13 protein-coding genes are annotated in these 17116 nt (G+C 55.8%); 11 read left to right on the forward strand and 2 right to left on the reverse strand.

Features of this window, described 5'->3' with window-relative positions; translation table 11 throughout:
• Positions 1-130: 130 nt before the first annotated feature.
• On the reverse strand, positions 131-532 hold the full coding sequence (locus tag PG062_RS06015) for a NifB/NifX family molybdenum-iron cluster-binding protein (RefSeq protein ID WP_270751584.1): 402 nt from the start codon (positions 530-532) through the stop codon (positions 131-133).
• A gap of 274 nt (positions 533-806) precedes the next feature.
• Here PG062_RS06015 and PG062_RS06020 point away from each other — a divergent pair, with 274 nt between their 5' ends.
• Together PG062_RS06020 and PG062_RS06025 are read left to right on the forward strand one after the other, a co-directional pair.
• On the forward strand, positions 807-2801 hold the full coding sequence (locus tag PG062_RS06020; protein ID WP_270751585.1) for an MSCRAMM family protein: 1995 nt from the start codon (positions 807-809) through the stop codon (positions 2799-2801).
• Between the two features lie 2 nt (positions 2802-2803).
• Positions 2804-3712 carry a class B sortase gene (locus tag PG062_RS06025; protein WP_270751586.1) on the forward strand — a complete coding sequence of 303 codons (909 nt, stop codon included), beginning with the start codon at positions 2804-2806 and terminating at the stop codon, positions 3710-3712.
• 619 nt (positions 3713-4331) lie between these two features.
• Here the strand turns inward: PG062_RS06025 and PG062_RS06030 are convergent.
• A complete protein-coding gene (locus PG062_RS06030) occupies positions 4332-5345 on the reverse strand; it encodes an alpha-hydroxy-acid oxidizing protein (RefSeq protein WP_113999645.1) in 1014 nt (337 codons plus the stop codon).
• A 299-nt stretch (positions 5346-5644) separates the two neighbouring features.
• Here PG062_RS06030 and PG062_RS06035 point away from each other — a divergent pair, with 299 nt between their 5' ends.
• From PG062_RS06035 to PG062_RS06075, 9 genes are all read left to right on the forward strand, one after another.
• Positions 5645-7342 carry a M3 family oligoendopeptidase gene (locus tag PG062_RS06035; protein WP_113999644.1) on the forward strand — a complete coding sequence of 566 codons (1698 nt, stop codon included), beginning with the start codon at positions 5645-5647 and terminating at the stop codon, positions 7340-7342.
• 210 nt (positions 7343-7552) lie between these two features.
• Positions 7553-7873 carry a PadR family transcriptional regulator gene (locus PG062_RS06040; protein ID WP_270751587.1) on the forward strand — a complete coding sequence of 107 codons (321 nt, stop codon included), beginning with the start codon at positions 7553-7555 and terminating at the stop codon, positions 7871-7873.
• Positions 7870-9075 carry an HAAS signaling domain-containing protein gene (locus tag PG062_RS06045; RefSeq protein WP_270751588.1) on the forward strand — a complete coding sequence of 402 codons (1206 nt, stop codon included), beginning with the start codon at positions 7870-7872 and terminating at the stop codon, positions 9073-9075. The genes PG062_RS06040 and PG062_RS06045 overlap by 4 nt, the downstream gene beginning before the upstream one ends.
• A 254-nt stretch (positions 9076-9329) precedes the next feature.
• The gene (locus PG062_RS06050) at positions 9330-10835 is read left to right on the forward strand and encodes an IMP dehydrogenase (RefSeq protein ID WP_270751589.1); all 1506 of its coding nucleotides are present in this window, start codon (positions 9330-9332) and stop codon (positions 10833-10835) included.
• A 241-nt stretch (positions 10836-11076) separates the two neighbouring features.
• Positions 11077-12759 (forward strand): ABC transporter substrate-binding protein, encoded by a 1683-nt coding sequence (locus PG062_RS06055; RefSeq protein WP_270751590.1) that lies wholly within the window; start codon positions 11077-11079, stop codon positions 12757-12759.
• Between the two features lie 526 nt (positions 12760-13285).
• On the forward strand, positions 13286-14206 hold the full coding sequence (locus tag PG062_RS06060; protein ID WP_270751591.1) for an ABC transporter permease: 921 nt from the start codon (positions 13286-13288) through the stop codon (positions 14204-14206).
• A 3-nt stretch (positions 14207-14209) separates the two neighbouring features.
• A complete protein-coding gene (locus PG062_RS06065; RefSeq protein ID WP_270751592.1) occupies positions 14210-15115 on the forward strand; it encodes an ABC transporter permease in 906 nt (301 codons plus the stop codon).
• 20 nt (positions 15116-15135) lie between these two features.
• The gene (locus PG062_RS06070; protein WP_113999639.1) at positions 15136-16122 is read left to right on the forward strand and encodes an ABC transporter ATP-binding protein; all 987 of its coding nucleotides are present in this window, start codon (positions 15136-15138) and stop codon (positions 16120-16122) included.
• The gene (locus PG062_RS06075; protein WP_270751593.1) at positions 16119-17099 is read left to right on the forward strand and encodes an ABC transporter ATP-binding protein; all 981 of its coding nucleotides are present in this window, start codon (positions 16119-16121) and stop codon (positions 17097-17099) included. The genes PG062_RS06070 and PG062_RS06075 overlap by 4 nt, the downstream gene beginning before the upstream one ends.
• Positions 17100-17116: the final 17 nt, after the last annotated feature.

The raw sequence follows: 17116 nt of genomic DNA on the forward strand, positions 1-17116 counted from the left end.
ATCCGAACCTTTTCTCGACAGGGGAGAGGGTTCGGATTTTTGGTTTTCTTCAACAATCAAAAATGAGGATACAAATGAGTGCTGCATCTCGATTTTTCTCTCGGGACGCGGCACTTTTTAACTCTTTTGGTCAGTGGCAGCTCCCGGCACAGCCGCCTTTGTCCTCGTGGCAGGAATGGGAACCGCAGGCGTGCTCTGCTTCGTGGGCATGATGATTGCAGTGGGCGTTGGGGTCAAAAACAAGCCGACCAGCCAGATAATCTGCGGCAGCGGCATCTGCACTGCCGGAAATACCGCCAAACAGCTGGATGCCAGTCTGCGCAAGGGCGGCCTGGGCACCGGCACCAATCCCGCCGCATAAAACCACATTGACCTGATGCTGAACCAGGAAGCCTACCAGCGCACCATGGCCCTGCCCGTTGGTGGAAACAACCTCGCTGCTCAAAATTAGGCCGTTTTCTGCATCGTAGATTTTGAATACGCCGGTGGCTGCCCAAAAAACGGAGCCGCCGGCCTTTGCTATTTGCTGCATGTGAGGATACTTCACAAAAGCTGACGCAATCCGGCGTGAACACAGCAAAAATGCCGGACATTTGTTGCCTGCCGCGGGAAACAAATAGCAGATGCACCCAAGGAATCTGTGACAAAAAAGTGTAAATTTGGAAGCTTTGCAGGTTGAAAGCAGCACAAGGATATGATAAAATAAACTACATAGTTAAAGGAACAAGATAAAACGAGCAGACGTTATAAAATGATAAAATACATTGTAGCGTCTGTAAAAAAACAAGGATGTCAGGTGATTGAGGTTGAAAACGTTGAACCAGAAGATGGAATACTTACGGAACGGCGTGCGGTACTGCCTGTTGCTGATTTTGTTGGTGCTTGCCTTTGCAACAGGTGCCCATGCGGCACAGGATGATTACTATTATCCCAATTATGATGCATCGGCCAATGGATGTGTGGACTTGATGAATTACGTCAAGCGTGTTACCGTTACGGTCAATGGTGTGGACTATACCCTGAACCAGCTGGACCAGATGCGCCAGCAGGGAACCCCGCTGACCATGCAGGTTGGCGATACCATCTCCTTCAACGTGCTGTTCGGTTTGCAGGGCCGCGCTTATGACCCGAACGATGCCACACTGGTGGATGAGTCCAATTCAACCTATGTGACCTATACCCATGATACAACCATGCTGGATGGCACAACGGTGGCAGCGGGCAGCCAGGCAATCCTGGATGACTCCAGCCTGATGAAAGAAAACACCACCAAGGGCAACAGCTACCTGCGTATGGATATCGGCTGGCTGCTGGATGCCTGCCCCGGCAACTATAATATCGAGTATACGGATGGCAACGTCAGCTTCTATCAGGGCGGCGAAAACAACCGCTATCTGTATGTTTACTTTCCGCACGGCATCGGCAATGATACCTATGCTGAGAACGGCTACTTTACCATTACCACAACCCTTTCCCGCACGATGGACAGCATTACCATCCCGGTACCCAACTGTTTCTTTGGTTCTCGTACCAGCTGGATCGTGTACGTTATGGTCAAGGAACATGTGGAAAACAGTTACTCCGGCAACATCAGCAGCTATGGCCGCATCACGGTCAAGAAAAAGTGGATTACCGATGACAGCAACCACGGCCCGGCCAGAATTGTGCTGACCTATACCCAGGATGGCCAGCAGCGCAGCGCCACCCGTACCATCACGGGGGATGGCACCGTTTACTTTGATATCCGCCAGGGCATGACCAACTGCAACATCAGCGAGGATATGACCGGCCTGGATGGCTATGTTTCCACCATGACCACCAGCGATGACGGCAAAACCTTTACCTTTACCAACGCCAAGCGGCAAAAGCTGATCGTGAGCAAAAAGTCCGCCACCGGCAGCGATGAACTGCCCGGCGCAAAACTGGTGGTTTACAGCGTAGGCTCCGATGGCACCCAGAGCGAGATCGACAGCTGGAAGACCGAAAGCACTCCGCACGAGATGCAGCTTTCGCCCGGCAACTACCTGCTGCGCGAAACTTACGCTCCGGCAGGCTATGCCATGACCAGCGATATTACTTTTACTATCAATTCGGATTTTACCGTTGCCGTAACTTCCAAATCCGGCAAGCTGGATGGCCAGACATTGACTGTTATTGACCAGCCACTGGAAGTCAAGCTTTCCAAGGTGGACCCCAACGGCAACTCTCTGGCAGGGGCTTCCATGACGCTGACGGATAAGAACACTGGCAAGCTGGTTCACAGCTGGGTTTCCGGTACAGAACCGGAAAAGCTGGTGATGACCGGCAACACCGGCGAAGTGCTGGTGGCAGGCCATACTTACATCATGCACGAGGAAAGCGCCCCAGAGGGCTATGCTCAGGCCGCGGATGTAGAGTTCTACTTTAACGGTGACGGCACCATCCCCAACTGTGGCTACCACCTGGTCAAGATGGTGGACCAGCCGAGCGCAACGCCGACACCGAGCAATCCTTCGGAGAACCCGGACGAAACGCCCAACCCGGATGGTGATCCGACCCCGGGTAATCCCGGCGACAACCCGAATATGTCGGGTAACGCAATACCCAATGGCAATGGTGATACCCCCAAGATTAGCCCCACGGCCCCGCCGAATGTTCCGGCTTTTGCAAACGGTCAGTACGGCCTGCCCACCGGTGACAGCCCGGTGATGTGGATCTTCCTGGTGTTGGCCATTGTGTGCGTTGGCGCAGCAGTAGGTGTGACCGTGGTGCGCAAAAAGAAAGAAAACGGCGATGATGCCTCGCATTCCGACAGGGGGTAAGCATGAGCAGACAAAATCCCTCTTATAGCGGGCAGCCCCGCCGCTCCACAGGCAGCAGTACCCACCACAAATCCAGCAGAAAGCAGTACACCATGTACCGTGAGCCGCCGGAGAAAGACCCCAAGCCGCACCGTCGGCGCAGTACGGATGGCGTAACGGCAGCGCAGCTTTCCAAGTTTATTGTACCGGCGCTGCTGGCTGCCGCGGTGGTGTTCCTGCTGTTGTTCTTCTGGCAGTGGACAAGCTACCAGAAAAGTGATGAAGAATACCAGACCCTGCGCACCCAGCTTGTCTGGATGGATACCAGCACCGGCGGCGATAACGCCCCGGCTTCCCGCCTGGACTTTACCGTGTTGAAAGAGCAAAACCCGGACGTTACCGCATGGCTCAGTGTGCAGGGGCTGGAACTTTCGCTGCCGGTGGTGCAGAACGAAGATTCCAACTATTACCTGCGCCGCAGCTTTTCCGGTGCAAGCAGCAACGATGGCTGTCTGATCCGCCCTTCGTGGGATTCCACCAGCTGGGCGGACGGTCTGTGCCATGTGATCCATGGCCACAACATCCATAACGGCGCCATGTTCGGCAAGCTGGATGCTTACCGCAAGCAGGATTTTTACAGCGCAAACCCAACGTTTACCCTGTACACGCCGGATGGCGACTACCTGTGCCGCATCTTCTCGGCGCACGATGCCAAATCGGACGACCCGTGCTATGCGCTGGATTACAGTGAGGGCGAAGATTACGATGCCTTTTTGCGGTATCTGAAAGAACTTTCGCTGTATGATACCGGCGTGGATGTTCCCAGCGGCAGCCATATCCTGACGCTTTCCACCTGCCGCTCCGCCTATGCTTCCAACAACCAGCGCTTTGTGGTACACGCCATCATGGAACCCATCAACCACGCGCAGTAAGGTTGCGGGATAGCGAGACAAAAGCACCCGAAATGATAAGACAAATATAAGGCAACACCGCACAATTCCCGCCTTGCGGCTTAAGCACCGCTCCGGCAGCTGCGGCACGGCATCTGCGTTGCCAAAATGCTCGATAATGTCGGGTTGCGGTACCCGCATCGTGCTTCGGGGCAAAAGCCCCTCGCACTCTGCGACCGCTGCCCCTGCTTCGGTTCGCTGTATCCGCCACTGGCGGCGCTCACCTTTGCAGCATCCAGTATTATCTGCGCTTTTGGCTTAGCATCTGCCGTACCTCGCTCGCCGTATCGGCACTTAGAATTATGCGGTATTGCCTTAGATAACCGCCCGTCTGTTTGGAATATGACATTCCGGCAGGCGGGCGGTTATTTTGGTTTTGTATTTGTATAGTATGAAAGAGGGCAGAAACCCTGCCCAATTTGTAGGGAACGGTCAAGACCGTTCCCTACAGAGCAATAAAAAATATCATCTAAAACAACCAAGGCCCGCTGCATCCCAAAATCCTGTGCAACGGGCCTTGATCTTATTTTGTATGTAATACGAGATTAAAGTTTCTTCGGTTCTTTCTTTTCAAAGAAGGAACACAAACCCTCGTAAAAAATCACACTCTCACCATGTTGCGGGTGATCTCGGCCAGGGAATGTGCACCGCACATACTCATGGTGTCGGCCAGCTCACCGGCCAGCTTGTCCACATACACCTGAACACCCTCGGCACCGGCACCGTAAATGGCGTTCACAAAGGGGCGGGCAATCAATACGGCGTCTGCGCCAAGGGCCAACGCCTTAAATACATCCACACCCGTGCGGATGCCGCCATCCACCAGAATCTTGCAGCGGCCATTGACGGCCTCCGCAATTTCCGGCAGAACTTCTGCTGTGGCGGGCACCTGGTCCAGAACGCGCCCGCCGTGGTTGGAAATCACGATCGCCGAAGCACCGGCTTCCACCGCTTTCTGCGCGCCGCGTGCCGTCATGACGCCCTTGATGATGAACGGAACCTTGGCATCCGCAATAATGCCGCGCAGCTCTTCCACCGTTTTGCTGCCGGCGGGCGGGTTCAGGTTCTTCAAAAACGGCAGACCGGCGGCGTCAATGTCCATGGCAACGGCAAACGCGCCGGTGGCACGCACCAGGGCCATCTTTTCTGCAATCGTCCCGGCATCCCAAGGCTTTACGGTTGGAATGCCAAACCCGGCATTGGCTTTTACCGCCTTGCAGGCACCCACCATAACCGCGGGATTGGTGCCGTCACCGGTGAAAGCCAGGATCCCGGCATCGTGGCAGGCGGGAACCAGAATATCATTGTACTCCAGGTCGGTGTACTTGGTGCCGTAATGCAGCTGCATGGCACCCACCGGCCCGGCAAAAACCGGGATGCGGTAACTGTGGCCGAACATTTCCAGCGTGGTGTCCGGCTCACCCGATTCGCAAATGGTGTCCATGTTCACCCGCACGTTCTGCCATGCGCTGTAATTGCGGATGGCAACATCACCCACGCCCTTGGCACCGGGACCCGGCACCGTGTTGCGGCAGGCACGCCCATCACACACAGGGCACGCTTTGCAGGGCCCCATCTGGCCACGCGCTGCAGTAAGTACTTCGTTATACGTCATGGTCGTTTGCTCCTTTGTGGCGGCAAAAGCCGCAGTGTTTGCTCACTGCCATTGTAGCCTATTTGCCGCAAACCCGCAAGTGCATTTTGCCCGCCGCACAGGGGGCTACCCAAATACCTGTTGGTGTGCTATGATATTAACATAACAAGGTTTAGCGCCAAATGCCCGTGCCTGCACGGAAAAATACTTATCCGTTGGGAAAGCCGAAAAAAGCAAAAAAATGGCCTGTTTTTGCAACGTGGCGGACTTTTTGAATTTCCGGTATCCCCAAAATGGATGTACAATAGAAAGGAATCGCTATGAAATTTTCAGAAATGAAGTACGAACGCCCGGACCTGGATAAGGTTCTGGCCCAGTGCGAAGAGTATGCCAAAAAGATGGCCGCTGCCCAGAGCGGCGAAGAACTGGTACAGCTTTACCGCGAAGAAAACGCCATGATGGCCCATTACCACACGGCATCCTGCCTGGCATCCATCCATTATACCCAGGATACCCGCGATGAATATTGGAGCGGGGAACAGGAATGGTTTGATGCAACCGGCCCGGCGGTCAGCAATGCAGCACGCAATGTTGCGGAGGCGATTCTTTCCAACCCGCACGCCAAAGCGCTGGAAGAAGCGTTCGGTACCCGCATTCTGCCCAGCCTGCGCAACCTGGTGCTGAGCATGGACGACCGGGTGATCGAACTGCAGAAAGAGGAAAATGCTCTGACCAGTGCTTACCAGAAATTGTACGGCGGTGCAATGGCGGAGCTGGACGGCAAACAGCTGACCATCCCGCAGCTGACGCTGTATAAGCAGAGCACTGACCCCGCCATGCGCCGTAAGGCTTACGAGGCGGAAGCCGTTTACTTTGACGCCCACCGCGCCGAGTTTGACGAGATCTATGATAAGATGGTCAAGAATCGCAACGAGCAGGCACGCATCCTGGGCTACAACGATTACAGCGAGCTGAGCTATATCCGCATGAACCGCATCGGTTACGGCCCGGCGGAGGTTGCCGCGTTCCGCCAGGAAGTGGTGGAGCAGGTGGTGCCCATGATCCAGAAGGCTCTGGCTCTGCGCAACAAGCGCACCGGCATTGAGAACCCCATGTTCTGGGACAGCACCATCAGCTTTGCGGACGGCAACCCCGTGCCGCACGGCAGCTATGACGAGCTGATGGCCGGTGCCCGCAAGATGTACCATGAGCTCAGCCCCGAAACGGCAGAGTTCATCGACTTCATGCAGGATAACGAGATGTTCGACGTTCTCAGCCGCCCCGGCAAAATGAGCGGCGGTTATGAGGAAATGCTGCCCGATTACAAGACCCCCTTCATCTTTGCCAACTGGAACGGCACGGCGGGGGATGTGGATGTGCTGACCCATGAAGCAGGGCATGCGCTGGAAGGCTACCTGGCTGCCCGCAGCCCCAAGAACATCCCCGAAGATATCCAGTGCCCCGGTATGGAGAGCGCCGAGATCCACTCCATGAGCATGGAGTTCCTGACCGCCCCGTGGCATCACCTCTTCTTTAAGGAGGATACGGATAAATACGAGCTGCTGCACGCCGAGGACAGCTTTATCTTCCTGCCATACGGCTGCATGGTGGATGAATTCCAGCACATTATGTATCAGCAGCCAGATCTTACGCCGGATGAACGCAATGCCGTCTGGCTGGAGCTGGAAAAGAAATATCGCCCCTGGAACAAGTTCGGCGACCTGCCGTTCTATGGCCGCGGCGCAGGCTGGCAGCGCCAGCTGCATATCTTTGAATGCCCGTTCTACTATATTGATTACTGCCTGGCAACCGCCATTGCCCTGCAGTTCTTTGTGGCCAGCCTGAAGGACCACAAGGACGCCTGGCAGCGCTATATGAAGCTGACCAACCTGGCCGGTATGGCAACCTATACCGAGCTGGCCGAAAGCGCCGGAATGAAAGCCCCCTTTACCAAGGGCAGCCTGACCGAGCTTTCCCGCGCGGTGGCGGATTGGATCGAGCAGCATCAGGTAAGCTAAAACAGAATAAGCATCACTTTTATGCCGCAGGCTGTGTGCCTGCGGCATTTTTGCTGCCATTTTTGAAGCAGTGGGAAAGAACCAGATAAAATGTATTGACTGACATAATATTATATGATATATAATATATAGAACAAAATAATACCGGCAGAGCCGCCGCCACACGCAGCGGCACTGCCGGGCTAATACAACAGGGAAGGGGGCACCCACATGAGCTTTACCACAGGCGCGGCGCTGCTGGATGCCGTGGTGCTGGCGGTCGTATCGCGCGAGGAAGAAGGTACTTATGGCTACAAGATCACCCAGGAGATCAAGCAGGCGCTGGAATTGAGCGAATCGACACTGTACCCGGTGCTGCGGCGGCTGCAAAAAGATGGCTGCCTGACCATTTACGATGAACCGTTCAATGGCCGCAACCGCCGCTATTACAAAATTACCCCGCTGGGGCGGCAGCAGCTGGCAGGCTACAAGGCAGAGTGGAAAGTTTACGCCGCCAACATTGACCATATTTTTGGGGAGGATGCAAAATGACAAGGCAGGAATATATGCAGCAGCTGGCAGCTCTGCTGGCCGCAATGCCGGAAGCCGAACGCCGGGATGCCCTGGATTATTACGAAGAATACTTTGATGCTGCAGGCCCCGAAAAAGAGGCCCAGACCATCCAGGAACTGGGCAGCCCCCAGAATGTGGCGGAAAAGATATGGGAGGGTACCGGGGCACAGTTCGGCACGCCGATGCCGGATAACAGCATGCCAGAACAGGGCAGCAGGCGCAGAAAAAGCCCGGTGTGGATTGTGCTGGCTATCCTTGCAATTTTGATTGTTGTGCTGCTGGTGTTCATCGGCTCTTTCAAAATTGTGACAAAATATCAGTACAGCATTGCAGAGAGCGCAACGGCAGAAGAAGTTCCCCCGCAGGAAGCCACCGGGGAAGCCGCCGGGGGAACAACCGAAAATATGGACGAAAGCACGGATGAAAATACCGAAACAGCCATCACAAAGGAAAGTGCAAAAAGCGAAAGCACCAATCGGTTGGAAAGCAGCACGATGACGCTGGATGCAAAGCAGGTCCAAACGATGGTATTGGACCTGGACTGCGGCGAGGTTGCTTTTGTGCGCAGCAATGCAGCGGATGAGATAACACTCCGGTTTGAAAATTTCTATTCCGACTGGCTGGAGCGTACCGTGGACGAGGACAGCTTTAAGGTGCGGTACAAAATACCCAAAGGCTATATTTTCGGCAGTGACCCCACGCCCGCGCTGAGCATCGCCCTGCCGGAGATAGAACTGGAACAGATAGAGCTGAATCTGAACCTGGGCAGCGCCGACCTTGGTACACTGAAAGCCAAAAGCATACAGGCAGACCTTGCCCTCGGCAGCCTGTATGCGGATGAGCTGCAAACCGGGCAGCTGGATGCAACGCTTGCCCTGGGCAGTGCAGAGCTTGGCACCGTGCAGGCAGAGTGCGTGACGATTGAAGACGCCCAGGGCGATGTGACGATCAGCCGCCTGGTGGGGGCCAGCCAGGTGCAGGTAACCGACCAGCTGGGCAATATTGCCCTGACCCTGGGGGAAAAGGCAGACGGTTACAGCGTGCAGGCTGCATGCGGCCTGGGCAGCATTACGGTAAGCGGCGCCAAGCAGGCAAGCCCTTACAGCGCCAACAGCAAAGCAGCCAACGCTGTGATTCTGGATGCCGCGCTGGGGGATATTACCCTGAACTTTGAGGAATGAGCGGGGAAAAGAGCATCACATGTGCGGCATGCCGGAACGCGTTTGAAGCCCGTTCCAAACGGCGGACGGGTGCCGATGTGCAAAATGTTTTGATTAGTCATACTCTTGCGCCTGGCCATGGTGCAGTTTATACAACTTTTGCCCAAAAGGCCAAAAAAAGATTTAATGCAACAAATTTTGCATATTGTACGCGAATGTGGTACAATAACCAATAAGCAAATCAGGCAACGAAAAGGGTAAAGGAGAATTGCGAAATGGCGTATTATTTTAGTGAACCGTCCCGTACCTTCGGCGAGTATCTGCTCGTCCCCGGCTATTCCTCTTCGGAGTGCATCCCCACGGCTGTCAGCCTCAAAACCCCGCTGGTCAAGTACCGCAAGGGCGAAGAAGCCTGCCCCCTGACCATGAACATCCCCATGGTTTCGGCTATCATGCAGTCCGTTTCCGGTGAAAAGCTCGCCATTGCCCTTGCCAAGCAGGGCGGCGTTTCTTTCATTTACGGCTCCCAGTCCGTTCAGTCCGAGGCTGATATGGTTCGCCGTGTCAAGGCTTACAAAAAGGGCTTTGTCACCTCTGATTCCAACCTGCCGCCGGAGGCTACCCTGGCTGATGTGTTGGACCTGAAAACCCGTACCGGCCATTCCACCGTTGCCATCACGGCTGACGGCACCCCCCACGGCAAGCTGCTGGGCATTGTGGCATCCCGTGACTACCGCCTGTCCCGCATGAGCACCGATCTGAAAGTGACTGAGTTCATGACCCCGCTGGACAAGCTGGTTACCGCACCGGCCAACACCAGCCTGCATGACTGCAACGATATCATCTGGGATAACAAGATCAACTCTCTGCCGCTGGTAGACGAGCAGGGCAACCTGCAGTATATGGTTTTCCGCAAAGATTATGATTCCCACAAGGAACATGCCAATGAGCTGCTGGATGCCAACAAGAGCTATGTTGTCGGCGCCGGCATCAATACCCGCGACTATGCCGAGCGCGTGCCCGCCCTGGTGGATGCCGGCGTGGATGTGCTCTGCATCGACTCTTCCGAAGGTTACAGCGAATGGCAGTCCCGTACCATCGCCTGGATCCGTGAGCATTACGGCGACAAGGTAAAGGTCGGTGCAGGCAACGTGGTGGACCGCGAGGGCTTCCTGTTCCTGGCAAAAGCCGGTGCAGACTTTGTCAAGATCGGCATTGGCGGCGGCTCCATCTGCATCACCCGCGAAACCAAGGGCATTGGCCGCGGCCAGGCAACCGCCGTTATCGAGGTTGCCAAAGCCCGCGATGAATACTATGAGCAGACCGGCATCTATATCCCCATCTGCTCCGATGGCGGCATTGTGCATGACTACCACATCACCCTGGCATTGGCAATGGGCGCTGACTTTGTTATGCTGGGCCGTTACTTTGCCCGCTTTGATGAATCCCCCACGAACAAGCTGCGCGTTGGCGGCAACTATGTGAAGGAATACTGGGGCGAAGGTTCCAACCGTGCCCGCAACTGGCAGCGCTATGACCTTGGCGGTGCCCAGAAGCTGAGCTTTGAGGAAGGCGTTGATTCTTACGTTCCGTATGCCGGCCCGCTGGCCGATGGCGTGCAGACCACGCTGTACAAGGTGCGCTCCACCATGTGCAACTGTGGTGCGCTGTCCATCCCGGAACTGCAGCAGAAAGCCCGTCTGACGGTTGTTTCTTCCACCTCCATTGTGGAAGGCGGCAGCCATGACGTTATCCTGAAAAACAGCCCGAACAACGTTTAAGCTGTTCCGGGTTGGGGAACCACGGCCAGCAGAATTTGCGCTTGCAATCTGATAGGATTTGTGGTATTATAACCAACATGAGATGCAAAGGGGCAGCTACCAATACAGCTGCCCTTTTTTGCACTTTTGCGGGTTCAGGCGGTAACATTGTGCGTTTTAACCGCCTGGGGCCGGGGGCTCAGCCCCAAAACAATCAGGGACGCGGCAGAATGGCTGCGCCAATTAAGAGAGGGAAAGAATTATGAAAAAATTTGCCTGCGCTGCGCTGAGCACTGCACTGCTGGCCAGCATGCTGGCTGCCTGCGGCAGCTCCGCGTCCACCACCCCAGCGGTTTCCTCCGCTGATACATCCTCCGATACCGGGGCATCTTCCACCGAAGCTGCCGCTTCCACCGGGGCTGCAGCAGATGGTTCGCTGCGCGTTGCCATGAACACCGATATCCAGACGATGGATGTGCACAAGACCAACAACGACTACATGGTGCCGCTGAATATCTTTGACCGCCTGTTTGAGATCAAAACCAATGCGGACGGCTCCACTGAGCTGGAGAAGAGCCTGGTGGAAGACTACACCGTTTCGGACGACGGCCTGACCTATGATTTCACCCTGCGCAGCGGTGTTACGTTCTCTGACGGCACCCCGCTGACCGCCAACGATGTCAAGTATACCTTTACCCGTATGCTGGCCCTGCCGGACAGCGTGCAGACGGATTATGCCTCTGCCATTGCCGGTGCGGAAGCTGTGATGGATGGCACCGCCACCGACCTGGAAGGCATTCAGGTGATTGATGACACCCACTTTACCGTTACCCTGTCGAAGCCGTTTGCCGGTTTCCTGTATGAGCTGGCAACCGCTTCCTGCTCCATCATGAGCGAGAAGAACGTGGAGGAAGCAGGCGACCAGTTTGGTATGGACTGCTCCAAGACCATCGGCTCTGGCCCGTATGTGGTCACCAGCTGGACCCGCGACAGCAGCATTGTGCTGGATGCCAACCCCAACTACTGGGGCGAAAAGCCCAGCGTGCAGCATGTGGAAATTTCCATCGTGCCGGATTCTTCCACCATGAGCATGATGTTCCAGAACGGTGAGCTGGATATCCTGGACTGCGATTACATTGACGCTGCCGTTGTCAACTCTACCTACAAGACCCAGTATGCCGATGATATCGTAACCTCCAACCGTCTGGGCACCACCTACATGGCTCTGAACGAGAATGTGGAGCCGCTGAACGATGTCAAGGTCCGCAAGGCCATCCAGATGGCCATTGACCGCCAGACCATCCTGGATACCGTGTATAACGGCGATGGCAGCCTGGTGGACGGCATTTACCCCAAAGGCCTGATCGGCTACACCGAGGACAACGAGGGTTGGCTGAAGTACGACCCCGAACAGGCCAAGAGCCTGCTGGCCGAAGCCGGTTACGCGGATGGCTTTACCATGGAGATTGCTGCCGATAACTCCAGCAGCGATTCCACTCTGCTGGTCATCCAGATCGTGCAGCAGTACCTGCAGCAGATCGGGATTAACGCCGAGATCAAGAGCTATGACCCCGCCAGCTGGCTGGATCTGCGCAAGAGCGGCGATATGGTCAGCTTTGTCAGCTCCTGGACGGCCGACTATAACGACCCGGATAACTTCATTTACACGTTCTTCGGTACCCCCGAAAAGAGCAATGTGCGCAGCCTGAACTACTTTAACACCGACGTTATGAGCCGTGTTGCTGCCGCCCGCGGCATTGTGGACGACACCGAACGCCTGACCGAGTATGCCGCGCTGGAAAAGCAGATCGTGGAAGAGGACGCTGCATGGGTACCCATGTTCAGCCGTTCCCACCTGTTTGTTAAGGGCGACCGGATCGCCTCCTTCACCCCGCACTGGGCTGGTTATAACGATACCCAGTATATCAACGTTACCTTGAAGTAATTTTTGGACAAAAAAAGTTACAAATAATGCAATGCAGGCTGCGACCACAGGTTGCAGCCTGCATTTTTTATGTTATAATTTTAATGCTTGTATATTTTACAGCATAAAAGTGTAAAAATATACAGCCGCTCAAACAGACTGTCCATAAGGTAAAACTGCATTCTGCCTGGCAGGGACCGTAGGGGCGCACATTGTGCGCCCACGAACCTGAAAACTTAGGGCAACACCGCACAATTCCCGCCTTGCGGCTTAAGCACCGCTCCGGCAGCTGCGGCACGGCATCTGCGTTGCCAAAATGCTCGATAAGACTCCAGTATTATCTGCGCTTTTGGCTTGGCATCTGCCGCACCTCGCTCGCCGTATCGGCACTTAGAATTATGCGGTATTGCCTTAGCGCTTTTTATAAAAGCGCTGTGCCGAAGCAACGCCTGCGGGGAAAATGATGTTCACCTGCACAGAGCGTGGTTTTAACCGATTGGCAGTTTGGAAACAGCGGCTGTGAGGGACAAAAGGGGAGTGACTCCGTGTGAAAAGCGTGATAAAGCGCATTTTGGGCACCATTCCGGTGCTGATCGGCGTGGTACTGCTCATCTTCATCATGCTGCGCATTGTTCCCGGCAATGCGGCGGCTATGCTGCTGGGTGAACATGTGGACCAGGCCACCATTGACCGCCTGACTGAAGTGATGGGGCTGGATAAGCCGGTGATCGTGCAGTTCTTTGACTATCTGGCCGGGGCGATCCATGGGGACCTGGGCATCAGTTATAAATATAACCGCGCTGTTACCGATATGATCATGGAGGCGTTCCCCTACACGCTGGAACTGGCCCTGCTGGCGGCGCTGTTCGCCTGGGTGCTGGGCCTTGGCACCGGTATTATAGCAGCCATCAGGCAGAACAGCCTTGTGGACCACCTGTTCATGGGCGTTTCGCTGGCTGGCGTTTCCATGCCTATTTTCATGGTGGCGCTGCTGCTGCAATACCTGTTTGCCTTCAAAATCAAGGCATTCCCGCTTACGCTGGATGGTACCTTCCTTTCCATGATTTTGCCCGCCATTGCCCTGGGCTGGAACAGCGCAGGCAGCATTGCCCGTATGACGCGCTCCAGCCTGCTGGAAGTGATGCAGGCGGATTATATTGATACCGCCCGTGCCAAAGGCCTGCGCAAGCAGGCGGTCATTCTGGGCCATGCGCTCAAAAACTCCATGCTGCCGGTCATTACCATGATGGCATTGCAGTTTTCCGGCATGCTGTCCGGCGCGGTTATCACCGAGAGCATTTTTGCCATTCCTGGCATCGGCCGCCTTGCCACCACAGCAATCCAGAACCGTGATATGCCGGTGCTGCAGGGGACCGTGCTGTTTACCACCGTGCTGGTCATTGCAGGCAACCTGATTGCAGACCTGCTGTATTCTGTGCTGGACCCGCGCATCAGAAAGGAGGCATAAGCCATGGCAGACAAAATGTTGAAAAATGCCCAGCCGCAGGAACTGGAAAGCCAGATCGGCGAAGAGGACGGCCTGAAAGAACAGTTGCTGCACATGTGCCGCCAGAACAAGCTGGCTGCCTTTTCGGCTGTGCTGATTCTGGTTGTCATCCTGATGGCTATTTTTGCTCCCGTTCTGGCCCCCTATGGTGAGGCTGAGCAGGACCTGATCAGCCGTTTGCAGGGCCCCAGCGCTGCCCACTGGTTTGGCACGGATGAACTGGGCCGCGATGTGTTCTCCCGTATTCTGTATGGTTCGCGCCTCTCGCTTACCATCGGTATTCTGCCCAGCATCATCTCGCTGGTGGTGGGCATCTTCTTTGGCCTGCTGGCCGGTTACTTTGGCGGCTGGGTGGATTATGTCATCATGCGCCTGGCGGATATCATGCTGTCCATCCCGTCCCTGCTGCTGGCCATGGTGGTTATGTACACCCTGGGCCAGTCCACTGTCAACCTGTTTATCGCGCTTTCCCTCACCAGCTGGGCCAGTGTGGCCCGCGTGGTGCGCAGCCAGACCCTGAGCCTGAAGGAGAGCGAATATGTTGAGGCTGCCCGTTCGATCGGCGTCAGCAACGGCAAAATCATGCTCAAGCATATCCTGCCCAACTGCATTCCCTCATTGATCGTTCTGTTTACCCTGAATGTTCCCTCTGCCATTCTGTCTGAAAGCTCGCTGAGCTTTTTGGGCATCGGCGCACAGCCCCCGGCAGCATCCTGGGGCCTGATGGTCAACCAGTCCAAGCAGTTTTTGTTCACCCAGCCCTGGCTGGCCCTGGCACCCTGCATTGCCATTATGATCGTGGTGCTGGCGTTCAACTTTTTGGGTGACGGTCTGCGCGATGTGCTGGACCCCTACATGAAGAACCAGTAACGGCGGGGGAGAAGTAAAAGATGGAAAATAATAATAATGTTCTGGAAATCCGCGGCCTGAACTCCTATTTCTTTACCGAAAAAGGCGTGGCCCCGGCGGTGGATGGCCTGGACCTGGATATTCCCAAGGGCAAGATCATCGGCCTGGTGGGGGAGAGCGGCTGCGGCAAAAGCATGACCGCCAAATCCATTATGGGCCTGCTGAAATACCCCGGCCGCGTGGCGGGCGGCAGCATCCGGTTTGAAGATCAGGACCTGACCAGACTTTCGGATAAAGAGCTGCGCAAGATCTGCGGCAATGATATTTCGATGATCTTTCAGGAGCCGATGACCAGCCTGAACCCGGTGCTCAAGGTGGGCCGCCAGGTGCGCGAAACGCTGCTGGTGCATAACCCGACCATGAGCAAGGCGGAAGCCAAGCAGCGCGTGGTGGAAATGTTCCAGCGTGTTGGCATCCCCGAAGCGGAAAAGCGCTATGACTGCTACCCGCACGAGCTTTCCGGCGGCCTGCGCCAGCGCGTGATGATTGCCATGGCCATGGTATGCAAGCCCAAGCTGCTGATTGCCGATGAGCCCACCACCGCACTGGATGTGACAATTGAAGCCCAGATCCTGCGCCTGATGAAGGAGCTGCGGGACGAAACCGGCATGAGCGTGCTGATCATCACCCATAACATGGGCGTTGTGGCGGAAATCTGTGACTATGTGTATGTCATGTACGCAGGCAAGATCATGGAACAGGCCGAAACCTTTGAGCTGTTTGACCATACCATGCACCCCTATACCAAGGGCCTGCTGGATTCCATCCCGCGCATTGGCCAGAACGCTGAGCGGCTGCACACCATCCCCGGTGTGGTGCCCAACCTGCTGCACCTGTCGCAGGGCTGCCCGTTCAGCAACCGCTGCGAATATGCCACCGACCAATGCCGCACGGAAAAAGCGCAGCTGCATCCCGTTGCACCGGATCATCAGGTGCGCTGCTTCCGCTGTGAGGAGGAACATCAATGAGCGAGGTAAAACACGAAGTTCTTTTGCAGGCAAAAGGTATTTATAAAAACTTTGAAACCAGCAAAAAAGACCAGACCGTCCATGCCCTGACCAATGTGGATCTGACCCTGTACCGCGGCGAAACGCTGGCCCTGGTGGGGGAGAGCGGCTGCGGCAAAAGCACCCTGGGACGCACCCTGATCCGCATGCTGCCCGCAACCAGGGGCAGCGTGACCTTTGAGGGGCAGAACATCACCGCCATGAAGGATAAGAAATTTGCCCCCCTGCGCCGCCGGATGCAGATGGTCTTCCAGGACCCGTATGCCAGCCTTGACCCGCGCATGAAGGTGCGGGATATCATTGCCGAACCGCTGGAAACCTATCATGTATGCAAAACCAAAGCCGAAACCACCCACCGCGTGCTGGAATTGATGCAGGCTGTTGGTGTACCGGCAGAGTTTTTGAACCGTTACCCGCACCAATTCAGCGGCGGCCAGCGCCAGCGCATCGGCATTGCCCGCGCCATTGCGCTGCAGCCGGACCTGATCGTCTGCGATGAACCGGTCTCCGCATTGGATGTTTCGGTGCAGAGCCAGGTGTTGAACCTGCTCAAGGACCTGCAAAAGCAGTACGGCCTGACCTATCTCTTCATCGGGCATGATCTTTCTGTCATCAACTTTATTGCGGACCGCGTCTGCGTAATGTTCCTGGGCCATGTGTGCGAGGTTGCCACCAAGGAAGAGCTCTACAGCCGCCCCATGCACCCCTATACCGCCTTTTTGATGGATGCCATCCCGCAGGCGGATCCACACCGCCGCAACCAGCACCGCCGTGTGCTGATGGGCGAAGTGCCCAGCCCGGTCAATCTGCCGTCCGGCTGCTGCTTCCATACCCGCTGCCCTTACGCAACGGAGCGCTGCGGCACCGAGGTTCCGGAGCTGCGGGAATGGGATGGCCGTATGGTTGCCTGCCACCGCGCGGGCGAAAACTGGGACTGAGATAACACAGTGAGGAA

The sequence above is a fragment of the Gemmiger qucibialis genome (genome assembly GCF_027689445.1).
Classification (GTDB): Bacteria; Bacillota; Clostridia; order Oscillospirales; family Ruminococcaceae; genus Gemmiger; species Gemmiger qucibialis.

Coding starts and splice junctions, on each gene's coding strand:
- PG062_RS06065 (WP_270751592.1), top strand. CDS start 14,210: ATGGCAGACAAAATGTTGAAAAATGCCCAGCCGCAGGAACTGGAAAGC.
- PG062_RS06045 (WP_270751588.1), top strand. CDS start 7,870: ATGACAAGGCAGGAATATATGCAGCAGCTGGCAGCTCTGCTGGCCGCA.
- PG062_RS06025 (WP_270751586.1), top strand. CDS start 2,804: ATGAGCAGACAAAATCCCTCTTATAGCGGGCAGCCCCGCCGCTCCACA.
- PG062_RS06055 (WP_270751590.1), top strand. CDS start 11,077: ATGAAAAAATTTGCCTGCGCTGCGCTGAGCACTGCACTGCTGGCCAGC.
- PG062_RS06050 (WP_270751589.1), top strand. CDS start 9,330: ATGGCGTATTATTTTAGTGAACCGTCCCGTACCTTCGGCGAGTATCTG.
- PG062_RS06040 (WP_270751587.1), top strand. CDS start 7,553: ATGAGCTTTACCACAGGCGCGGCGCTGCTGGATGCCGTGGTGCTGGCG.
- PG062_RS06015 (WP_270751584.1), bottom strand. CDS start 532: ATGCAGCAAATAGCAAAGGCCGGCGGCTCCGTTTTTTGGGCAGCCACC.
- PG062_RS06075 (WP_270751593.1), top strand. CDS start 16,119: ATGAGCGAGGTAAAACACGAAGTTCTTTTGCAGGCAAAAGGTATTTAT.
- PG062_RS06030 (WP_113999645.1), bottom strand. CDS start 5,345: ATGACGTATAACGAAGTACTTACTGCAGCGCGTGGCCAGATGGGGCCC.
- PG062_RS06070 (WP_113999639.1), top strand. CDS start 15,136: ATGGAAAATAATAATAATGTTCTGGAAATCCGCGGCCTGAACTCCTAT.
- PG062_RS06035 (WP_113999644.1), top strand. CDS start 5,645: ATGAAATTTTCAGAAATGAAGTACGAACGCCCGGACCTGGATAAGGTT.